This window comes from Micromonospora sp. D75, assembly GCF_018070405.1.
Classification (GTDB): domain Bacteria; phylum Actinomycetota; class Actinomycetes; order Mycobacteriales; family Micromonosporaceae; genus Micromonospora; species Micromonospora chalcea.
Genome location: NZ_JAGPXV010000044.1, coordinates 1 through 17,672 on the forward strand (window position 1 = coordinate 1; position 17,672 = coordinate 17,672).

At 71.2% G+C, this 17,672-nt stretch carries 17 protein-coding genes and 1 pseudogene; 12 read left to right on the forward strand and 6 right to left on the reverse strand.

Annotated features, from left to right (window positions below; all coding sequences use genetic code 11):
- Nucleotides 1-210: 210 nt before the first annotated feature.
- The 6 genes from KBX39_RS04825 (at nucleotide 211) to KBX39_RS04850 (ending at nucleotide 8,140) form a co-directional block, all read left to right on the forward strand.
- The gene (locus KBX39_RS04825; protein WP_210869346.1) at nucleotides 211-1,581 is read left to right on the forward strand and encodes an L-serine ammonia-lyase; all 1,371 of its coding nucleotides are present in this window, start codon (nucleotides 211-213) and stop codon (nucleotides 1,579-1,581) included.
- Between the two features lie 65 nt (nucleotides 1,582-1,646).
- Entirely contained in the window at nucleotides 1,647-2,474 is an 828-nt protein-coding gene (locus KBX39_RS04830; protein WP_113972150.1) for an ABC transporter permease, read from the forward strand.
- Nucleotides 2,475-3,218, forward strand: a complete 744-nt coding sequence (locus KBX39_RS04835; protein ID WP_030503547.1) for an ABC transporter ATP-binding protein — start codon at nucleotides 2,475-2,477, stop codon at nucleotides 3,216-3,218.
- Between the two features lie 11 nt (nucleotides 3,219-3,229).
- Complete coding sequence (locus tag KBX39_RS04840) at nucleotides 3,230-4,468, forward strand: DUF5941 domain-containing protein (RefSeq protein WP_369010102.1); 1,239 nt, start codon at nucleotides 3,230-3,232, stop codon at nucleotides 4,466-4,468.
- A 16-nt stretch (nucleotides 4,469-4,484) separates the two neighbouring features.
- Entirely contained in the window at nucleotides 4,485-6,668 is a 2,184-nt protein-coding gene (locus KBX39_RS04845) for a bifunctional glycosyltransferase family 2 protein/CDP-glycerol:glycerophosphate glycerophosphotransferase (protein WP_210869348.1), read from the forward strand.
- Between the two features lie 158 nt (nucleotides 6,669-6,826).
- On the forward strand, nucleotides 6,827-8,140 hold the full coding sequence (locus KBX39_RS04850; RefSeq protein WP_064448797.1) for an ABC transporter ATP-binding protein: 1,314 nt from the start codon (nucleotides 6,827-6,829) through the stop codon (nucleotides 8,138-8,140).
- Nucleotides 8,141-8,187: 47 nt separating this feature from the next.
- Here the strand turns inward: KBX39_RS04850 and KBX39_RS04855 are convergent, their stop codons facing one another.
- Together KBX39_RS04855 and KBX39_RS33750 are read right to left on the reverse strand one after the other, a co-directional pair.
- Nucleotides 8,188-8,535, reverse strand: a complete 348-nt coding sequence (locus KBX39_RS04855) for a hypothetical protein (protein ID WP_043327125.1) — start codon at nucleotides 8,533-8,535, stop codon at nucleotides 8,188-8,190.
- On the reverse strand, nucleotides 8,532-8,663 hold the full coding sequence (locus KBX39_RS33750; RefSeq protein ID WP_255361313.1) for a hypothetical protein: 132 nt from the start codon (nucleotides 8,661-8,663) through the stop codon (nucleotides 8,532-8,534). Before KBX39_RS33750 ends, KBX39_RS04855 begins: the two co-directional genes overlap by 4 nt.
- Nucleotides 8,664-8,934: 271 nt before the next feature.
- Between KBX39_RS33750 and KBX39_RS04865 the strand changes: the two genes are divergently transcribed.
- Together KBX39_RS04865 and KBX39_RS04870 are read left to right on the forward strand one after the other, a co-directional pair.
- Nucleotides 8,935-9,735 carry a helix-turn-helix transcriptional regulator gene (locus KBX39_RS04865; protein WP_069089588.1) on the forward strand — a complete coding sequence of 267 codons (801 nt, stop codon included), beginning with the start codon at nucleotides 8,935-8,937 and terminating at the stop codon, nucleotides 9,733-9,735.
- Nucleotides 9,726-9,914 (forward strand): DUF397 domain-containing protein, encoded by a 189-nt coding sequence (locus KBX39_RS04870; RefSeq protein WP_210869350.1) that lies wholly within the window; start codon nucleotides 9,726-9,728, stop codon nucleotides 9,912-9,914. Before KBX39_RS04865 ends, KBX39_RS04870 begins: the two co-directional genes overlap by 10 nt.
- A gap of 16 nt (nucleotides 9,915-9,930) precedes the next feature.
- Here the strand turns inward: KBX39_RS04870 and KBX39_RS33130 are convergent, their stop codons facing one another.
- Nucleotides 9,931-10,356 (reverse strand): nuclear transport factor 2 family protein, encoded by a 426-nt coding sequence (locus KBX39_RS33130; RefSeq protein ID WP_312246157.1) that lies wholly within the window; start codon nucleotides 10,354-10,356, stop codon nucleotides 9,931-9,933.
- Nucleotides 10,348-11,043, reverse strand: a pseudogene (locus tag KBX39_RS33135) (hypothetical protein); the annotation flags it as partial. The pseudogene KBX39_RS33135 and the gene KBX39_RS33130, both read right to left, overlap by 9 nt.
- Between KBX39_RS33135 and KBX39_RS04880 the strand changes: the two are divergent.
- Nucleotides 11,042-11,998 carry a sulfotransferase gene (locus KBX39_RS04880; RefSeq protein ID WP_247659879.1) on the forward strand — a complete coding sequence of 319 codons (957 nt, stop codon included), beginning with the start codon at nucleotides 11,042-11,044 and terminating at the stop codon, nucleotides 11,996-11,998. The pseudogene KBX39_RS33135 and the gene KBX39_RS04880 overlap by 2 nt on opposite strands.
- A gap of 70 nt (nucleotides 11,999-12,068) precedes the next feature.
- Here KBX39_RS04880 and KBX39_RS04885 read toward each other — a convergent pair whose 3' ends face one another.
- Together KBX39_RS04885 and KBX39_RS04890 are read right to left on the reverse strand one after the other, a co-directional pair.
- Nucleotides 12,069-12,593: a hypothetical protein gene (locus KBX39_RS04885; RefSeq protein WP_069087827.1), complete on the reverse strand. Its 525-nt coding sequence runs from the start codon at nucleotides 12,591-12,593 to the stop codon at nucleotides 12,069-12,071.
- A gap of 67 nt (nucleotides 12,594-12,660) precedes the next feature.
- Entirely contained in the window at nucleotides 12,661-13,839 is a 1,179-nt protein-coding gene (locus KBX39_RS04890) for a Fic family protein (RefSeq protein ID WP_247659880.1), read from the reverse strand.
- 131 nt (nucleotides 13,840-13,970) lie between these two features.
- On the opposite strand from KBX39_RS04890, the gene KBX39_RS04895 reads away from it, so the two are divergent.
- Genes KBX39_RS04895 through KBX39_RS04905 form a run of 3 tightly spaced genes read left to right on the forward strand, consistent with a single transcriptional unit; the run spans nucleotide 13,971 to nucleotide 17,603 of the window.
- Nucleotides 13,971-14,438, forward strand: coding sequence for a DUF4442 domain-containing protein (locus KBX39_RS04895; RefSeq protein ID WP_030503534.1), 468 nt, complete (start codon nucleotides 13,971-13,973; stop codon nucleotides 14,436-14,438).
- Nucleotides 14,439-14,484: 46 nt separating this feature from the next.
- Nucleotides 14,485-15,237 (forward strand): HAD family phosphatase, encoded by a 753-nt coding sequence (locus tag KBX39_RS04900; protein ID WP_104115972.1) that lies wholly within the window; start codon nucleotides 14,485-14,487, stop codon nucleotides 15,235-15,237.
- Complete coding sequence (locus KBX39_RS04905; RefSeq protein ID WP_043327109.1) at nucleotides 15,234-17,603, forward strand: glycoside hydrolase family 65 protein; 2,370 nt, start codon at nucleotides 15,234-15,236, stop codon at nucleotides 17,601-17,603. The genes KBX39_RS04900 and KBX39_RS04905 overlap by 4 nt, the downstream gene beginning before the upstream one ends.
- Nucleotides 17,604-17,672: the final 69 nt, after the last annotated feature.

Genomic DNA, 17,672 nt, shown 5'->3' on the forward strand with positions numbered 1-17,672 from the left:
AAGCTCGACGGGGGGAGTGGGGGCCGGAGGGGACAGCGCTTCCTCGCGGGCGGGCATGGGGCGGAGTGGGGGCGGGTATCACGAGGGCGGGGTAGGCTCGCGGGTCGGGCGCCCCCACCCTGGGCGCCGGCCGTCCCGCCTGGCGGGGGCGGCAACCCCACGCACCGGCTCGGATCCGCACAACGGGGACGACGGCGAGGAAAGCAGCAAATGATCAGTGTTTTCGATCTTTTCAGTGTCGGTATCGGGCCGTCCAGCTCGCACACGGTCGGGCCGATGCGGGCGGCTCGTACGTTTGTGGCGGGTTTGAAGGCCGACGGGCAGCTCGCCGACGTGGCGCGGGTACGGGCGGAGTTGTTCGGTTCGCTCGGCGCGACTGGTCACGGGCATGGCAGTGACCGGGCGGTGCTGTTGGGGCTGGAGGGTGAGGTTCCGGAGACTGTCGACACCGACTCGGTGGGGCCGCGGGTGGAGCGGATCCGCACCCAGCGGCGGCTGGACCTGTTCGGCAGTCAGGGGGTCGACTTCGACCCGGACACGGATCTGGTGCTGCATCGTCGGCGGTCGTTGCCGTACCACCCGAACGGGATGACGTTCGCGGCGTACGACGCGGCCGGGAACGAGGTGCGGACGCGCACGTACTACTCGGTGGGTGGCGGGTTCGTGGTGGACGAGGCGGCCGCCGGGGCGGACCGGATCAAGGCGGACAGCACCCGGGTGAAGCACCCCTTCCTCACCGGCGCGGAACTGCTGACCGTCACCTCCGAGACGGGTCTGTCGATCAGTGAGGTGATGCTCGCCAACGAGGTGTCCTGGCGTAGCGAGGCGGACGTGCGGGCGGGGCTGCTGGAGATCTGGCGGGTGATGCGCGAGTGCGTGGAGAACGGCTGCACCCGTGACGGCGTACTCCCGGGTGGGTTGAAGGTCCGGCGGCGCGCGGCGGAGATGCGGCGCAGCCTGGAGGCGGAGACCGGTAGCGGGGATCCGTTGCGTGCGATGGACTGGGTGACGTTGTTCGCGTTGGCTGTCAACGAGGAGAACGCGGCGGGCGGGCGGGTGGTCACCGCGCCGACGAACGGGGCTGCCGGGATCATCCCGGCCGTGCTGCACTACTACACCCGGTTCGTGCCGGGCGCGTCCGAGGAGGGCGTGGTGCGGTTCCTGCTGGCGGCGGGCGCGATCGGTGTGTTGTTCAAGGAGAACGCGTCGATCTCGGGTGCGGAGGTGGGCTGTCAGGGTGAGGTGGGTTCGGCGTGTTCGATGGCGGCGGCCGGGCTGGCCGAGGCGTTGGGCGGTACGCCGGAGCAGGTGGAGAACGCCGCCGAGATCGGCATGGAGCACAACCTGGGGCTGACCTGCGACCCGGTGGGTGGCCTGGTGCAGATCCCGTGCATCGAGCGCAACGCGGTGGCGAGCATCAAGGCGATCACGGCGGCCCGGCTGGCGTTGCGGGGCGACGGGGTGCACCACGTGTCGCTGGACAAGGTCATCAAGACCATGCGGGAGACCGGCGCGGACATGAAGGTCAAGTACAAGGAGACCGCGCGGGGCGGGCTCGCCGTCAACGTCATCGAGTGCTGACCCCGTTGGGGTGATCCGGCGCGTGCCCGAGCCGCGACCGCGACGGACGGGGCGACGATGGTGCGGTGACGTCAGGCGTCGCGGCGCTCTGGTCCGCCCGCACCTCGCTGCGCATCCTGGTCCGCCGGGACCTCGCGGTGAAGTACCAGCAGTCGGTGCTGGGCTACTTCTGGTCGCTGATCGAACCGCTCGGCATGGGCCTGATCTACTGGTTCGTCTTCGGCGTGCTCTACTCCGGCGCGACCCGGCGGCACCTGGGCGAGGCGGCCGGGTCGTACCCGCTGTTCCTGATCACCGGGATCTTCGCCTGGATGTGGGCGAGTTCGGCGCTGACCGAGGCCGCGAACGCGCTCACCGGGCAGGCCCGGCTGATCACCACGATGAACCTGCCCCGGCCGATCTTCCCGATCGGGCGGGTCACCGGGCGCTTCGCCGAGTACCTGGCCGGGCTGCCGATCCTGGTCGCCGTCGCGGCGATCTACGCGAGCCAGGGGAAGATCCGCCCCGGCTGGAGCCTGCTCGCCCTGCCGCTGGCGGTGGCGGTGCAGTTCGTGCTGCTGGTGGGCCTGGCGCTGCTGCTGTCGGCGGGCAACGTGCTGATGCGCGACATCGAGCGCACCATGCGGCTGATCATCAGGCTGCTGTTCTACGCGACGCCGATCATCTATCCGCTCGACCTGGTGCGGGAGTCGGGCATGCCGGGCTGGCTCAAGATCGGGTACGAGCTGAATCCGCTGGTCGGGATCTTCCAGCTGCACCACGCGGTCTGGTACCCGGACGAGTTCCCGGACGCCCGGCTGCTCGTCATCACGGTGACCGGCAGCGTGGCAGTTCTGGCGCTCGGCTGGTGGGCGTTCCACCGCCTCGAACCGGCAGTGCTGAAGGAACTCTGAATGGCCCCGATCATCGAGGCGGACGGGCTCGGCATCCGGTTCGTCCGCAACCGGCGCCGCCAGCTGCGGCTGCGGGAGCTGATCGTGCACCGGGGCGCCCGGGACCCGGACGCGGGCCGGTTCTGGCCGCTGCGTGACCTGTCGTTCCGGATCGAACCGGGCGAGACGGTGGGCGTGGTGGGGCGCAACGGCACCGGCAAGAGCACGCTGCTGCGGCTGATCGCCGGTGTGCTCATCCCGGACGAGGGCTCGATCCGGGTGCACGGCCGGGTGGCGCCGCTGCTCGAACTGTCCGCCGGGTTCTCCGGGGACCTGACCGGGCGGGAGAACCTGTACCTGGTGGGCGGGCTGCACGGACTGTCGTCGGCGTACCTGCGGGAGCACTTCGACGAGATCGTCTCGTTCGCCGGTGAGCAGGTGGAACGCGCCATCGACACGTCGGTGCGGCACTACTCGTCGGGGATGAAGGTGCGGCTCGGCTTCGCGGTGATCGCGCACCTGCCGCACCCGGTGCTGCTTGTGGACGAGGTGACAGCGGTCGGGGACGCGGAGTTCCGCGCGAAGTGCTATGCGACCATCGAGCGACTTCTCGCGGAAGGGCGCACGCTGGTGCTGGTGTCACACAACGACAAGGACCTCACCCGGTTCTGCCGTCGGGGGCTCTACCTCGACGCCGGACGGCTGATCGTCGACGGGACGATCGACGAGGCGCTGGCGGCCTACGCCGACGCGGCGAAGCGGTGACGCTCGCGATCGTGCTCGCCGCCGACCCGGCGGCGGGCCACCTCACCGAGCCCGGCCGGCCCGCCGGGGAACCGCTCACCGAACGCCTGGCCGCGCAGTGGTGCCGGGCCGGGGCGGTCCTGCTCTACCTGGGGTTCGTGCTCGACTGCGTGGACGGGCAACTGGCCCGCTACACCCGGCACTTCAGCGCCTGGGGCGGCTGGCTGGACACGATGGCCGACCGCTTCAAGGAGTACGTGGTCTACGCCGGTCTCGGCTTCGGGGCCACGCATGCCGGGTTCCGGTACGGCTGGGCGCTGGCGCTGGCCGCGATGACGTTGCAGACCGTGCGGCACATGACCGACACCTGGTACGGGGCGTTGCACGACGAGGCGGCCCGGCGGCCCAAGGTGGTGAGCGCCGACGCGGGCGGCATCGGCGGGAAGCTGAACGCCGCGTCGACGCGAGTGCAGGCGGACACCGGGTCGGTGTCGTACTGGCTGAAGCGCACTGTGGTGTTCCCGATCGGGGAGCGGTGGGCGCTGATCGCGATCGCCGCCGCGCTGTTCGGGCCGCTGGTGGCGCTGGTCGCGGTGCTGGTCTGGGGGACGCTGGCGTTCGCGTACACCGGGGGGTTGCGGACCTTGCGGGCGCGGTGGATGCGGGTGCCGGTGATGGCCACTGTGGACGCGGGTCTGCACCGTGACGACGGCGTGCTGGCGCGGACGCTGCCGACCGCGCGGCGGCCGCTGCTGCTGGCGGTGCTGGGCGCGCTCGGCGCGGCGGGGACGCTGGTGTGGGCGCTGCTCGCGGTGCACGGTGGCGGCGACCTGCCGGTCTTCGTGCCGGTGCTCGCGCTGGTGCTGCTGCTGGGCGCCGCGCAGGCTTCGCGGGCGCCGCACGAGGGGTCGCTGGACTGGCTGGTGCCGGCTGCGTTGCGGGCCGCCGAGTATCTGTTCGCCATCGCGGTCGGGGTGGCGGGCCGGGCACCGGCCTGGCTGATCTTCGGGTACGTGCTGGTGCTGACGCTGCACCACTACGACCTGACCGCCCGGCTGGAGAAGCGGCAGTCGGCTCCGCCGCTGCACGCCGCCACGCTGGGCTGGCCGGGGCGTTCCCTGCTGCTGGCAATCGGGCTGATCGCCGGATATGCGAGTATCGCTCTGGCTACACTCGGTGCGTACCTTCTCGTGGTTTTTGTCGCGAGCGTGGTCCTCGCCTGGGTGGTCCTGCCGGCCCGCGCCCGTGGGGGTGTGCGCTCGCCGGGCTGACGGAGGGCGGGCCGGGGTGACCTTGATCAGCTTCGTCGTGCCGGCCTTCAAGGTGCAGGGCTACCTGCGGGAATGTCTCGACTCGATCCTCGACCAGCCGTTCGCCGACATCGAGGTGATCGGCGTCGACGACGCCTCCCCCGACGACAGCGGCGAGATCCTGGCCGAGTACGCGCTGCGCGACCCCCGGGTCCGCCCGGTGCGCCTCGCCGAGAACGTGGGGCTCGGTCCGGCCCGCAACATCGGGCTGGACCGGGCCGTCGGCGAGTACGTGTGGTTCGTCGACGGGGACGACTGGCTGGTGCCCGGCTGCCTGCCGCACGTCGCGGACCGGCTCCGCGACACCGCGCCGGACGTGCTGATCGTGGACCACGTCCGGGCGCACTGGAACAACATCGGCACCCGCAGCGCGATGCGCGAGGTGTTCCCGGTGCCGCCCGGCGCGACGACGTTCGCGCTGCGGGACCGGCCGGAGACGCTGAAGCTGCTGCACACCGCGTGGAACCGGGTGGTACGGCGGGAGTTCCTGATCGAGCACGGGCTGCGCTTCGAACCGGGCTGGTACGAGGACGTCTCGTTCAGCTATCCGGCGCTGATGGCCGCCGGGCGGATCGGCGTACTCGACCGGATCTGCCTGAACTACCGGCAGCGCCGCACCGGCGCGATCACGAAGACCCGGGGGGACCGGCACTTCGAGGTCTTCGCCCAGTGGCACCGGGTGTTCGGGCTGATGGACCGCTGGCGGGTGACCGGGCTGCGGCCGGCGGTCTTCGAGCGGATGATCTGGCACTACCTGACGGTGCTCGGCAACGGCGACCGGATCGCCCCCGAGCTGCGGGCGCCGTTCTTCGCCCAGATGCACGCCGACTACGTGCGGTTCCTGCCGCCCGAGGGCTATCCGGTCCCGCCCGGCCCGGAAGGGCTCAAGCACCGGCTGGTGGCGGCCGGCCGATGGCGGACGTTCAGCGCGTTGCGCGAGGCGCACCAGGCGACGGAGACGGCCCGGCGGACCGCGCGGCGGGCCCGGCGACGGGTCACGCCGGTGGTGCGGCGTACCGCCCGGCGGGCCCGTGACCTGGCGCTGGGCGAGTACTACCGGGCCGAGCTGCACCGGCCGGTCGACCCGACGCTCGCCGTGTACGCGGCCTACTGGTATCGGGGCTACTCGTGCAACCCGGCGGCGATCTACGAGGCGGCCCGCCGGCTCGCGCCGCAGGTGCGCGGCGTGTGGATCGTCCGCCGCGACCGGGTGGCCGCGCTGCCGCCCGGTGTCGAGTACGTGGTGGCCGGCACCCGCGAGTACCACCGCGTGCTGGCGCGCGCCCGCTGGCTGGTCAACAACGTCAACTTCCCGGACTTCGTCCGCAAGCGGCCGGGCTCGGTGCACGTGCAGACCCACCACGGCACGCCGGTCAAGGTGATGGGGCTGGACCAGCAGCGCTACCCGGTGGGCGCGATGGGGATGGACTTCGCCGGGCTGCTGCGCCGGGTCGACCGCTGGGACTACAGCATCACCTCGAACAGCTTCTCCACGCAGATGTGGGAGCGGGCGTACCCGGCGGACTACACCACGCTCGAGGTCGGCTACCCGCGCAACGACCGGCTGGCGCTGGCCACCGCCGAGGACCGAGGCCAGGTCCGCGCCGCGCTGGGCATCGCACCCGACGAGTACGTGGTGCTCTACGCGCCGACGCACCGCGAGCACCTGCCCGGGTGGCGGCCACCGTTCGACCCGGACCGGATGCTCGACGTGCTCGGGCCCCGGGGCCGGCTGCTGATGCGCAGCCACTACTTCCACGACCGGGAGCGGCATCCCCGGGGACCGGCGGCGGACGGCGTGCTGGACGTGAGCGCGTACGACCGGGTGGAGGACCTCTACCTGGCGGCGGACGTACTGATCACCGACTATTCCTCGGCGATGTTCGACTACGCGGTGCTGGACCGGCCGATAGTGGTCTACGCGCCGGACTGGGATGCCTACCGGGTGGCCCGGGGCGTCTACTTCGACCTGCTGGCCGAGCCGCCGGGCACCGTCGCGCTGGACTTCCCCGGGCTGCTCGACGTGTTCCGGTCCGGCGCGGTCGACGACGAGGCGGCCGAGCGGGCCCGGGCGGCGTTCCGGTCGCGGTTCTGCGCGCTGGACGACGGGCACGCCGCCGAGCGCGTGGTACGCCGCGTGTTCCTCGGCGAAACGCCGTAAAAGTGGTTACCGGCAGGTCACTTAACTGCGGAGCCCGGCGAATACCGCTTAATAGGACTGTCACGAGCCGAACATGGCACGTTTACCCGATGTGCGAATCAGATGATCCTGGTCACAGTCATTCCCGGGTTTGGGGAGAGAAAACTGGGGAGGTGGCGGTGGCGACCGTCGCGCTCAAGGATGTCACCAAGGTGTTCCCGGATGGAACAGTCGCGGTCGACACCATCAATCTGGACGTCAACGACGGCGAGTTCATGGTGCTGCTCGGCCCGTCGGGCTGCGGGAAGTCGACGGTGCTGCGCATGGTCGCCGGGCTGGAGGACCCGTCCTCCGGCGCGATCCTGCTCGGCGGTGAGCTGGCCAACGACCTGCCGCCACGCGACCGGAAGATCGCCATGGTCTTCCAGGACTTCGCGCTCTATCCGCACATGACGGTCGGCGACAACATCGGCTTCCCGCTGCGGCTCTCCGGCATCGAGCCCGGCCCGCGCGGCGAGCGGATCCAGGACGTGGCGAGCGCGCTCGGCATCGGCGACGTACTCGCGCGCAAGCCCAGCCAGCTCTCCGGCGGCCAGCGGCAGCGGGTCGCCATGGGGCGGGCGATAGTGCGCCGGCCCGGCCTGTTCCTCATGGACGAGCCGCTGTCGAACCTGGACAGCGGGCTGCGGGCCGAACTGCGGGCGGAGATCTCCGGCCTCACCCGCGAACTCGGCGTCACCACCATCTACGTCACCCACGACCAGGCCGAGGCGCTGACCATGGCCGACCGCGTCGCGATCATGCGCAAGGGCGTGCTCCAGGACGTGGGCACCCCCACCCAGGTGTACGGGCGGCCGGCCACGCTCTACGTCGCCGCGTTCCTGGGCAGCCCCCGGATGAACCTGCTGGAGGCGTCGGTCTACGTGCACCTCGACCGGTACGTCGCGCTGAACCTCGGCGAGCAGTCGCTCTACCTGCCCTGGGACGACATCCGCAGCCGGGCGGTGGCGCACTACCACGGCGAGCGGATCGTGGTCGGCATGCGGGCCGAGGCGCTCACCCCGGTCGCCCCGGACACCGCCGGTGACGTGCTGCACGGGCGCATCCGCTACCTGGAGCACCACGGCCACGAGTCGCTCGCGTTCCTCGACATCGGCGCCACCGCGATCGTGGTCGACGAGATGGGCACCCAGGTGGAGCAGGCCGCACCGGGCCAGCGCGGCCTGCGCCGGTTCAACCAGGTGATGCAGCGGCTCACCGGCCGCACGACGGAGGCGTCAGCCCCGTCACCGGAGGCCGGCGGGGGTGGCGGCAACCGCACGAGCGTGCTGCCCGACCCGGGCCGCCACCACCGTCGTCCGGCGGAACTGGCGGTACGGCTCGCGCCGTACCCGCAGGTGTCGCCCGGGCACCCGCTCGCCGTGCAGGTGCGGATGGACGCGCTGCACTTCTTCGACGAGCGAGGCGACCGCATCGACGTCGGCTGGCGGTGAAAGGAAGGGCACCCTGTTAACGCCTCCGGTAGAGGAAGGGCCCCTTCTTAACAGCCGCCGCCCGGAGGGACGGGCGGGTGACGGCGGTACGGGCCCCAGCCGACGAAGCGGGCGAACATGTCGGCCGGGGCGGGCGCGTCGTTCGGGTTCAGCCGGTAGAGGTCGCGCGTCGCCTCGTACAGCAGCCCGCACAGGTAGATCGACAGCCCGATCCGGTTGTCCTCGTACTCGCTGCGCAGCAGCAGACGGGCCGTCGGGCACGGCCACGGCTGGCCGCAGGCCCGGCAGCACCACATCGGACGCAGCGGCGTGTGCGGGGTGGCGTGCAACGGGTACGGCCGGGGTCGATCCGGCTTGGGTCCGTCCGGCGGCTGCCCGAGCTGGTGGCTGATCACCGAGGCTCCTCGTGGCCGTCGCGCCGGTTGCCGGCGTCGCCGCCGCGCTGCTCCGGGACCGGCCAGCGACCGCCGTTCGCCCGCCACTGCTGGGCCGGGGTGAGGTTGCCGACCCGGCCGGGATCCATCGTCGGGAGTGGACGGGTGGGTTGCCGCATCCAGTCCGGCAGATTGTCGCCCCGTACCCGCTGGGGCAGTGTCGGTGCCGACGCACCCCGGCAGCGGAACCAGCGCAGTCGCACGGCGCAACTCCTCTCGGTAGCGGGAATCGGACGAATTCGATTCCACTGCGTGACAGTCTCGTCACCGCGCCGCTAGGGTCGGAAGGCGTTCCACCCCCACCTTCCCGGCCGTCCGACCGGCCGATTTCCGTGTGCAGCCGTGTGCAGAGGTGTGCAGATGATCCGTGTGCCGTTGTGGGAACTGTTCGCCGGTGAGCTACGTCGGTTACGTACCGATGCGGGGCTTACCCAGGAGGCGCTGGGCGAGCGGGTGAGCTATTCGGCGTCGCTGGTGGCAGCCGTCGAGCAGTGCCGCCGCGCGCCGCGCGCCGAGTTCACCGAGCGGTGCGACGAGGTGCTGAACGGCGGCGGCCTGCTGGTGCGGATCCGGGACGCGCTGATGCAGGAGGCGCTGATGCCGTGGTTCCGCGAGTGGGTGAGCATCGAGCAGGAAGCTGCCTCACTGCGTAGCTTTCAACCGCTGGTGGTCCCTGGTCTGTTGCAGACCGAGGAGTACGCCCGTGCGCTCTACGAAGGGGCCGCGCAGTTCGTCGGCGAGGCTGTCGAACAGCAGGTGGCCGCCCGGCTGGCCCGGCAGGCGGTGCTGGACGGCCCGACGCCGCCGCAGTTCGTGGTGGTGCTCGACCACTCGGTGCTGGCTCGACCGGTCGGCGGGCCGAAGGTGATGCGGGAGCAGTTGGAGCACCTGATCGAGATGGCACGGCGACCCCGGGTCCACCTGCACCTGGTGCCGGAGACGGCCGGGGCCTATCCGGGGCTCAACGGTGCCTTCGTGCTCGCGACCCCGGCCGACGGTGACGACGTGGGCTACCTGGACAACCAGTTGCACGGCACAATCGTGGAGCGCACGGTGGACGTGAACTCACTTCGGCAGACGTGGGAGTCCATCCGCGCGGAGGCGATGCCGCACGGGGCGACCCTGGCGGCGATTTCGGAGGCGGCGAAGCGATGGAGTTGACCGGCGCGATCTGGCGCAAGAGCACCCGCAGCAGCGGTAACGGCGGCGACTGCGTGGAGGTGGCGGACAATCTGCCCGGCGTGGTGGGGGTGCGGGACAGCAAGGACCGGCAGGGGCCGGCGCTGACGTTCACGTCGTCGAGCTGGGCGGCGTTCGTCGCGTACACGAAGCGGGGTTAGGCAGCGACCGCCGTCGTCACCCGGCGGCGGTGGTCCGCCGTTCCGGCGCGAACGGCCACTCCTCGAACGACAGGCAGCGGCCGTCCTCGGCGAACCGCATGATCCAGAGGTCGCGCCACTCCTGGTGGACCGGGTCGCCGTACCGGACCTGCACCCGGGCCACAGCGGTGTCGCCGTCGACCGCGATGACCTCCGAGGTCATCTGGAAGACCTCGTCGGGTCCGTCGCGTTCGCTGTCCCACATGCGGACGATGGCGGGCAGGCCGACCACCGGATCCCGGTACGGCCCCTGCTGGTAGGTCGCGTCGGGCGTGAACATCGTGCCGAGCGCCGCCGTGCCCGGTGTGCGCCACGCCTGCTCGTACGCCGCGATCCAGGCGGCCACCCGATTCCTGTCCATGGCTGCCAGCCTGCCATCCCCGCCCGCCCGGATCTCCCACATCGGCCGCCCGGGGTCGTCGTTGTGCACGACGACGTCGGCTTGCTCGGCCGGGCGGGCAGTGGCGAAGTAGAGCCGCTGGGCGGGAAGGTACCGCTCGTGCCAGCGCCGCTCGACGTCGGCTCTCGTCGACACGCGGCTCTCGCGGATCACGGCACGGTCCACCGTCTTGTCGAGCGCGGTGGACACGAAGACGCGCAGCTCCCACCGGTCGACCAGTTCCGGGCGCAGCAGGAAGACACCGTCGAAGACCAGCACGGCGTCCGCCGGAGCGGTCGTGGGCGGCGGGGACAGCACCGTATCCGTCGCGTGGTCGTAGACCGTCGGCCGGAAGCGTCGATCTCCGCCCGGGCCGAGCGGATCGAGCAGCACCCGGTTCAGCGACCCGTGATCGTGGGTGTCGACGTAGCAGCCCTCGGCCGAGAACTCGCCGCGCCGGTAACGCCGGGCGCGGGGGAAGAGGAAGTCGTCCACCGTCGCGCGGATGACGTACCGGCCCCGGGCGCGCAGGACGGCGGCCAGCTCGTCGGCGAGCGTGGTCTTGCCGGCGGCGGGCGGCCCGTCGACCGCGACCCGGGTCGGGTGCGGCACGGTGACGGACCCGACCGCGTCGGCCAGGAGGCCGATCAGCTCCCGGCGGGGATAAATGGATTGCCCCTGCGCCCGGCCCGGAGTTTCACTGCCGCCCATGCCGTCCCCCTCACCGGTCTTCGTCGCGGGCACAGGTCGTTCGGGCACCTCGCGGATCGCCGACGTCATCGGCCAGCACCCGCTGATCCACCGGATCCCGATGGAAACCAAGTTCATCGTCGAACCCGGCGGCCTGCGGGACCTGGCCGACGCGCTCACCGAACGGTACGACCCCATCGTCGGCGAGGACGCCCTGCAGCGGCTCAGCGACTTCCTGACCGTACGGGTGCCCGGACGGCGTGACGATCGTGGCAAGACCGTGCCCGAGCTGGTCGGCGAACAGCGCTACCGGGACGCCGTACACCAGCTCTGGCCGCTGTTGATCGCGGACGCCTTCGAGGAGCCCGCGCCCGCGGCGGGCTTCGGCGACGGCGACCGGCCCGCCGGGCCGTTCGGGCCGACGGGCCGACGACGGGTCGTGCCGAGGTACTTCCGCGACCGGGCCGAGCTGATCGCCGTCCTGCGCGGTCTGGTCGAGACGCTGTTCGGCGGCGCGGCGGCCGACGCGGGCAAGCCGACGTGGTGCGAGAAGACGCCGTTCAACCTCTTCGCCATGGACTTCCTCTGGGAGCTGTTTCCCGAGGCGACGATCGTGCACATCACACGGCACCCGGTCTCCGTGCTCGCCTCCCACCTGGCCCAGCCGTGGGCGCCGTCAACAGTCGACGGGGCGCTCGCCTACCTCGTGCCGGTCTATCAACGATGGCTGGCCTGGAGGAACGCCGCCGACCTGACGACCCGGCGGTACGTCGAGGTGAAGGCGGAAGACCTCGCGGCCGACTGGGCCGGGCAGCGGCGCGCCCTGTTCGAACGGCTCGGCGTCGAGGACGCCGTCACCGCGTCGACGTTCCAGGCGGGCAGGCTCGCGCACCGCGACGACCAGTTCGACGCCGGCACCCGCGCGTACGTCGAGCGGGAACTGGGCGAGATCATCCCCGCCATGGGCTACGAGTGACGGCCGAGCTGTCGAGGGCCGGCCCCGCTGTGCGGAGCTGACCGGCCCGATCAGGTGATGCGGCTCCGGATCACGCCTTGCGGCGCAGTTCGCGGAGCACGCCGTGCCGGCGGAGCGCCCACGCCAGTCGCCGCGCGCTCGGGTGCCGGACGAACAGCACCGCCGCCCGGCGGACCAGCCCGAACCGGTTGTCGCTCACCTGGTCGTCGGCCGCCCGCCAGATCAGCTCGCGGACGCCGGGGCTGTCCAGCATCGCCCTTACCTCGTGGCGTACCCGGGGGTCCTCGGCCGCGGACGTGACGGCGGTGACCAGGCCGGGACGGTCGGCGAGCGGCTCCACCGCCGCGGCGACGAGCGGCCGGCGTACGGTGTCCCGCTCCAGCAGCAGCAACACCGCCTCCCGGACCTCGGTGCTGTCGAGCCCGGACCGCAGCAGGCCCAGCGCGCTGCGCTCGACCTCGCGGTCGCGGTCCGGAAGGGACAGTGCGGCCAGCAGCACTGTCACCTCGTCGAGGTCGACGAGGTGACGCAGCCCGTCGCGGAACTCCGGGAGCGCCCACGCCACCGTCAGCCCGCGCGCGAGATCGCGGTTCATGGGCCATTCGCTACCCGGAGTCGACAGCCGCCGAAACGCCGCGACAGCGCCGTGAAATAAGCCGTGGTTACAACCGTTCACCTGACCCGGTCGTATTGGCAGCCTCGGTTGCGAGAACGACCGGCATGGCCGGATAGGGGTCGCTGATCGGTTTGCGCTGAGCATGGACTCTTTCCCGCACCGTCACCAGCGTGGGGCCGGCGACGTAATGCCTGCCCCGCCGCTCACCTCGTGCTTCCAGAAGGCCCTGCTCGACAAGGCTGGCCAGATCCCGAGATGCGGTCCTGTCCTCGACATCGGCAAGTTTGACGTACCCGGAGCGACGGATGCGATAGCCCAGGACTGCCTCGTAGAGGAGATCGGTCACCCGCTCAGGGAGCCTGTTCTCGGCAACGATCGCGTCCAACTCCGACCAGATGCCGGACGCCTCCTCGAAGCGGCGAGCGACGGTCTGCGCCTGCATGTGATGGGCGCGCAGGTTGAACGACACCCAGAGGTGCGCCGAACCTTCGGGGTTCCAGCGGCCACGTCCGGTAACCGCCAACACCCGGTAGTAGTCCTCGGTGTTGCTGCCCAGCCATTCCTCGATGCTGGAGAAAGCAGGCTCGACGATCGCGCGTCGGGAGAGCACCAACGTCTGAAGGGCGCGTGCCATTCGCCCGTTGCCATCACGGAACGGATGGATCATCACCAGGTTCAGATGCGCCATGGCTGCTTTGACGAGCGGAGAGGCGGTGACATCCGACCGTAGATCTTCGGTTAGCTCCTCCATGAGGTGAGGCACGTGGTCGGCGTCCGCGCCCTCGTACACCCGCTCATCGGTTCGCTCATCGTGGACGTAGATCGGGCCCTTGCGATATTGCCCCGGGCTCTTGCCCAGATCGTGCGAGAGCATCATGTAGTGCATGCTGCGGATCACCGACGTGTCGAACCGGAAGTGCGGATCCCCGGCGGTTTGCAGCACGTACCCCAGAGCCTGTCGATAGCCCCGAATCTCGGCGAAGGTTCGGTCGTCGGCGCTCAGCGGCTCCTCGCCGTCCAGCGCGGCGGCGGCGTCGTCCTCGGCGACCACGTAGCCCTCGATGCTGTTGGAGCCGAGAATCGCGCGGGCCAACATCGTGCGCCGGAGGCCACCGGTCCACCGGCGAGGAGTGCGCAGGACATCAGCGAGCACGCGGCGCATGTCATGCACCTCGTCCAGCACGGTCTCGTCGTGATCGCTGAGTTCTGGGGTGGCGTAGATCATCTCATGTCCCAATGTCTCTTAATAAGAGACAAGGCTAGCGTCAGGCGATGTGGATGTCACTTATTTAGTGACATTCGGCCAACGTGTTCCGGTGTCTTGCCGGAAAAGTTACCGGCGAGTAGCGTTCGGGCATGAGCATCGACTCTCGCCAGGTCGCGGCCGGTCTCCTCGACGCCGTGCCGTTCGCCCGCACGCTCGGGATCGAGTTCGTCGAGGTGGCGCCCGAGGCCGAGGGCGGGGTCCGGGCCGTGGTCCGGCTCCCCGACGACCCGGCGCACCACAACCACGTGGGCGGCCCGCACGCCGGGGCCATGTTCACGCTGGGGGAGAGCGCCTCGGGCGCGGTCGTCCTGGCCGCGTTCGGGCAGGTGCTCGACCGGGCCGTACCCCTGGCCGTGACCGCGACCATCCGCTACCTCAAGGTGGCGGTGGGGCCGGTGCTGGCGACGGCGCGGCTCGGCGGTGTCCCCGCCGAGGTGCTGGCCGAGCTGGACGCCGGGCGACGGCCCGAGTTCCCGGTCGAGGTGGAGGTGCGCACCGAGGACGGCACGCTCACCTCCTCGCTCACCGTGATCTGGACGCTGCGCCCGAACCGCTGAGCCCTGAACGGGTTTGCCCGGGGCGAGCGCCGGATAGATTCAAGCGATGCTGGGCCTCCCCGCGCACGTGAGCGCGTGTCTCTTCGATCTGGACGGTGTGCTGACGCAGACCGCCAAGGTGCACAACGCCGCCTGGGCGGAGACGTTCGACGCCTACCTGCGGCGACGGTCCGTCGAAACCGGCGAGCCGTTCCAACCGTTCGACCCCGGACCGGACTACAACCGTTACGTGGACGGCAGACCGCGCGCCGACGGGGTGCGCACATTCCTGGCCTCGCGCGGCATCACCCTGCCCGAGGGCTCACCCGACGACCCACCCGAGGCGGACACGGTCAACGGCCTCGGCAACCGCAAGAACGTCGTCCTGCTCCAGCGGATCGAGCAGCACGGCGTCGAGGCGTACGAAGGTTCGGTTCGCTACCTGGAGGCCGCCACCGCGGCCGGGCTGCGGCGGGCGGTCGTCTCGGCCAGCGCCAACTGCGCCGCCGTGGTGCACGCCGCTGGGCTGGACCACTGGCTGGAGGCGCGGGTCGACGGCGTGGTCGCCCGCGCGAACGGGCTGCGCGGCAAACCGGCCCCGGACACGTTCCTGGAAGGCGCGCGGCTGCTCGGCGTCGAACCGGCGCAGGCCGCCGTCTTCGAGGACGCCCTCGCCGGCGTGGCCGCCGGACGGGCCGGCGGATTCGGGTACGTGATCGGCGTCGACCGGGTCGGCCAGGCCGACGAGCTGCTGGCGCACGGCGCCGACGTGGTGGTCACCGACCTCGCCGAACTGCTCGCGGCGGAGCCGGCCGCGTGATCCGGGAACGGGCGTATCCGGTCGAGCCCTGGCATGTCCGGGAGGTACGCCTCGACATGGACGTGCTGGCCCAGTCCGAGTCGGTGTTCGCGCTCTCCAACGGGCACATCGGGCTGCGCGGCAACCTCGACGAGGGCGAGCCGCACGGCCTACCCGGCACGTACCTGAACTCCTTCTACGAACTGCGCCCGCTGCCGTACGCGGAAGCCGGCTTCGGCTTCCCCGAGTCGGGGCAGACCATCGTCAACGTCACCAACGGCAAACTGATCCGGCTGCTCGTGGACGACGAACCGCTCGACGTCCGCTACGGCGAGGTGCTCGCCCACGAGCGGGTCCTCGACATGCGCGCCGGAACGCTCCAACGCGACCTGCACTGGCGTTCCCCGGCCGGGCGCGAGGTCAAGGTCCGCACCACCCGGCTGGTGTCGTTCACCCAGCGCTCGGTCGCCGCCATCCACTACGAGGTGGAGCCGGTCGACGGGCCGCTGCGGCTGATCCTCCAGTCCGAGCTGGTGGCCAACGAGACGCTGCCGCCGCAGAGCCGCGACCCCCGGGTGGCCGCCGTGCTGGAGTCACCGCTGCAGGCCGAGGAGGAACTCACCACCGACGACGGCGGCCTGCTCATCCACCGGACCAAGGTCAGCGGCCTGCGGGTCGCCGCCGCCATGGGCCACGACGTGCACGGCCCCGAACGCACCACGATCGAGAGCGAAGGGTACGAGGACTGGGTCCGCACCACCATCGGCTGCGTGCTCAAGCCCGGCGAGAAGCTGCACGTGATCAAGTACCTCACGTACGGCTGGTCCAGCCGCCGGTCGCTGCCGGCGCTGCGCGACCAGGTCGGCGCGGCGCTCGCCGCGGCCCGGCTCGACGGCTGGGACGGGCTGCGCCGGGCGCAGCGGGAATACCTCGACGCGTTCTGGGACGCCGCCGACGTGCGCGTCGAAGGCGACCCGGAGGTCCAGCAGGCCGTCCGCTTCGGCCTCTTCCACGTGCTCCAGGCCGGCGCCCGCGGGGAACGGCGGCCGATCTCCGCCAAGGGCCTCACCGGCCCCGGGTACGACGGCCACGCATTCTGGGACACCGAGATGTTCGTGCTGCCGGTGCTCACGTACACCCAGCCCGGCGCGGTCCGCGACGCGCTGCAGTGGCGGCACGCCACGCTCGCCCAGGCCCAGGAGCGGGCCCGCACGCTGAACCTCGAAGGCGCCGCCTTCCCGTGGCGCACCATCGAAGGACCCGAGTCGTCGGCGTACTGGCCGGCCGGAACCGCCGCGTTCCACATCGCCGCCGACGTCGCCGACGCGCTGCGCCGCTACGTGCTGGTCACCGGCGACGAGACACTGGAACGCGAGATCGGACTGGAACTGCTTGTCGAGACCGCCCGGCTGTGGCGATCCCTCGGCCACCACGACCGGGCCGGGCAGTTCCACATCGACGGCGTGACCGGCCCCGACGAGTACACAGCCGTGAAGAACGACAACGTCTACACCAACCTGATGGCGCAGCGGAACCTGCGTACCGCCGCGGACTGCGCGATGCGCTACCGGGACCAGGCCCTCGACCTCGGCGTCACCGAGGAGGAAGCCGCCGCGTGGCGGGACGCCGCGAACGACATGCACGTCCCGTACGACGCCGAGACCGAGGTGCACGAGCAGGTCGAGGGGTTCACCCGGTTCCAGGAGTGGGACTTCGAGCACACGCCACCGGAGAAGTACCCGCTGCTGCTGCACTACCCGTACTTCGACCTCTACCGGAAGCAGGTCGTCAAGCAGGCCGACCTGGTGTTGGCCATGCACTGGCGGGGCGACGCGTTCAGCGCCGCCGAGAAACTGCGCAACTTCGTCTACTACGAGCGGCGCACCGTACGCGACTCGTCGTTGAGCGCCTGCACCCAGGCGGTGCTCGCGGCCGAGGTCGGCTTCCTCGAACTGGCCCACCGCTACCTGCGCGAGGCCGCGCTGATGGACCTGCACGACCTGAACGAGAACACCCGCGACGGCGTGCACATGGCGTCCCTGGCCGGCGCCTGGATCGCGCTCGTCGCCGGATTCGGCGGCCTGCGGGACCACGACGGGACGCTCTCCTTCGCGCCCCGGCTCTCCAGCCGCCTCAGCCGACTGGAGTTCTCGCTCCAGTGGCGCGGGATGCGACTGCGCGTCGACGTGCGGCCGCACCAGACCACGTACTCGCTGCGCAACGGCGGCCCGGACACGGTGGTGGAGCTGCGGCACCACGGCGAGCCGCTGCGGGTCACCTCGGCGCAGCCGGTCACCGTGCCGATCCCGCCCGAGCACCCGACCGAGCCGCAGCCGGAGCAGCCGCAGGGCCGCGCGCCGCTGATGCACCTGCCGGAACGCATGTAGCGGTCCCGCCCCGAAGAGGCGGGACCGCTCCGTACCCGTACCCCCAGAACAGGCGGCCCTTGGACGGGC

Bases quoted from the DNA above. Each gene is read 5' to 3' on its own strand.
- KBX39_RS04825 (WP_210869346.1), top strand. From the start codon at position 211: ATGATCAGTGTTTTCGATCTTTTCAGTGTCGGTATCGGGCCGTCCAGC.
- KBX39_RS04835 (WP_030503547.1), top strand. From the start codon at position 2,475: ATGGCCCCGATCATCGAGGCGGACGGGCTCGGCATCCGGTTCGTCCGC.
- KBX39_RS33750 (WP_255361313.1), bottom strand. From the start codon at position 8,663: ATGGATCCCGGCCGGGTCGGCAACCTCACCCCGGCCCAGCAGTGGCGG.
- KBX39_RS04865 (WP_069089588.1), top strand. From the start codon at position 8,935: ATGATCCGTGTGCCGTTGTGGGAACTGTTCGCCGGTGAGCTACGTCGG.
- KBX39_RS04870 (WP_210869350.1), top strand. From the start codon at position 9,726: ATGGAGTTGACCGGCGCGATCTGGCGCAAGAGCACCCGCAGCAGCGGT.
- KBX39_RS33130 (WP_312246157.1), bottom strand. From the start codon at position 10,356: ATGTGGGAGATCCGGGCGGGCGGGGATGGCAGGCTGGCAGCCATGGAC.
- KBX39_RS04880 (WP_247659879.1), top strand. From the start codon at position 11,042: ATGCCGTCCCCCTCACCGGTCTTCGTCGCGGGCACAGGTCGTTCGGGC.
- KBX39_RS04885 (WP_069087827.1), bottom strand. From the start codon at position 12,593: ATGAACCGCGATCTCGCGCGCGGGCTGACGGTGGCGTGGGCGCTCCCG.
- KBX39_RS04890 (WP_247659880.1), bottom strand. From the start codon at position 13,839: ATGATCTACGCCACCCCAGAACTCAGCGATCACGACGAGACCGTGCTG.
- KBX39_RS04895 (WP_030503534.1), top strand. From the start codon at position 13,971: ATGAGCATCGACTCTCGCCAGGTCGCGGCCGGTCTCCTCGACGCCGTG.
- KBX39_RS04900 (WP_104115972.1), top strand. From the start codon at position 14,485: ATGCTGGGCCTCCCCGCGCACGTGAGCGCGTGTCTCTTCGATCTGGAC.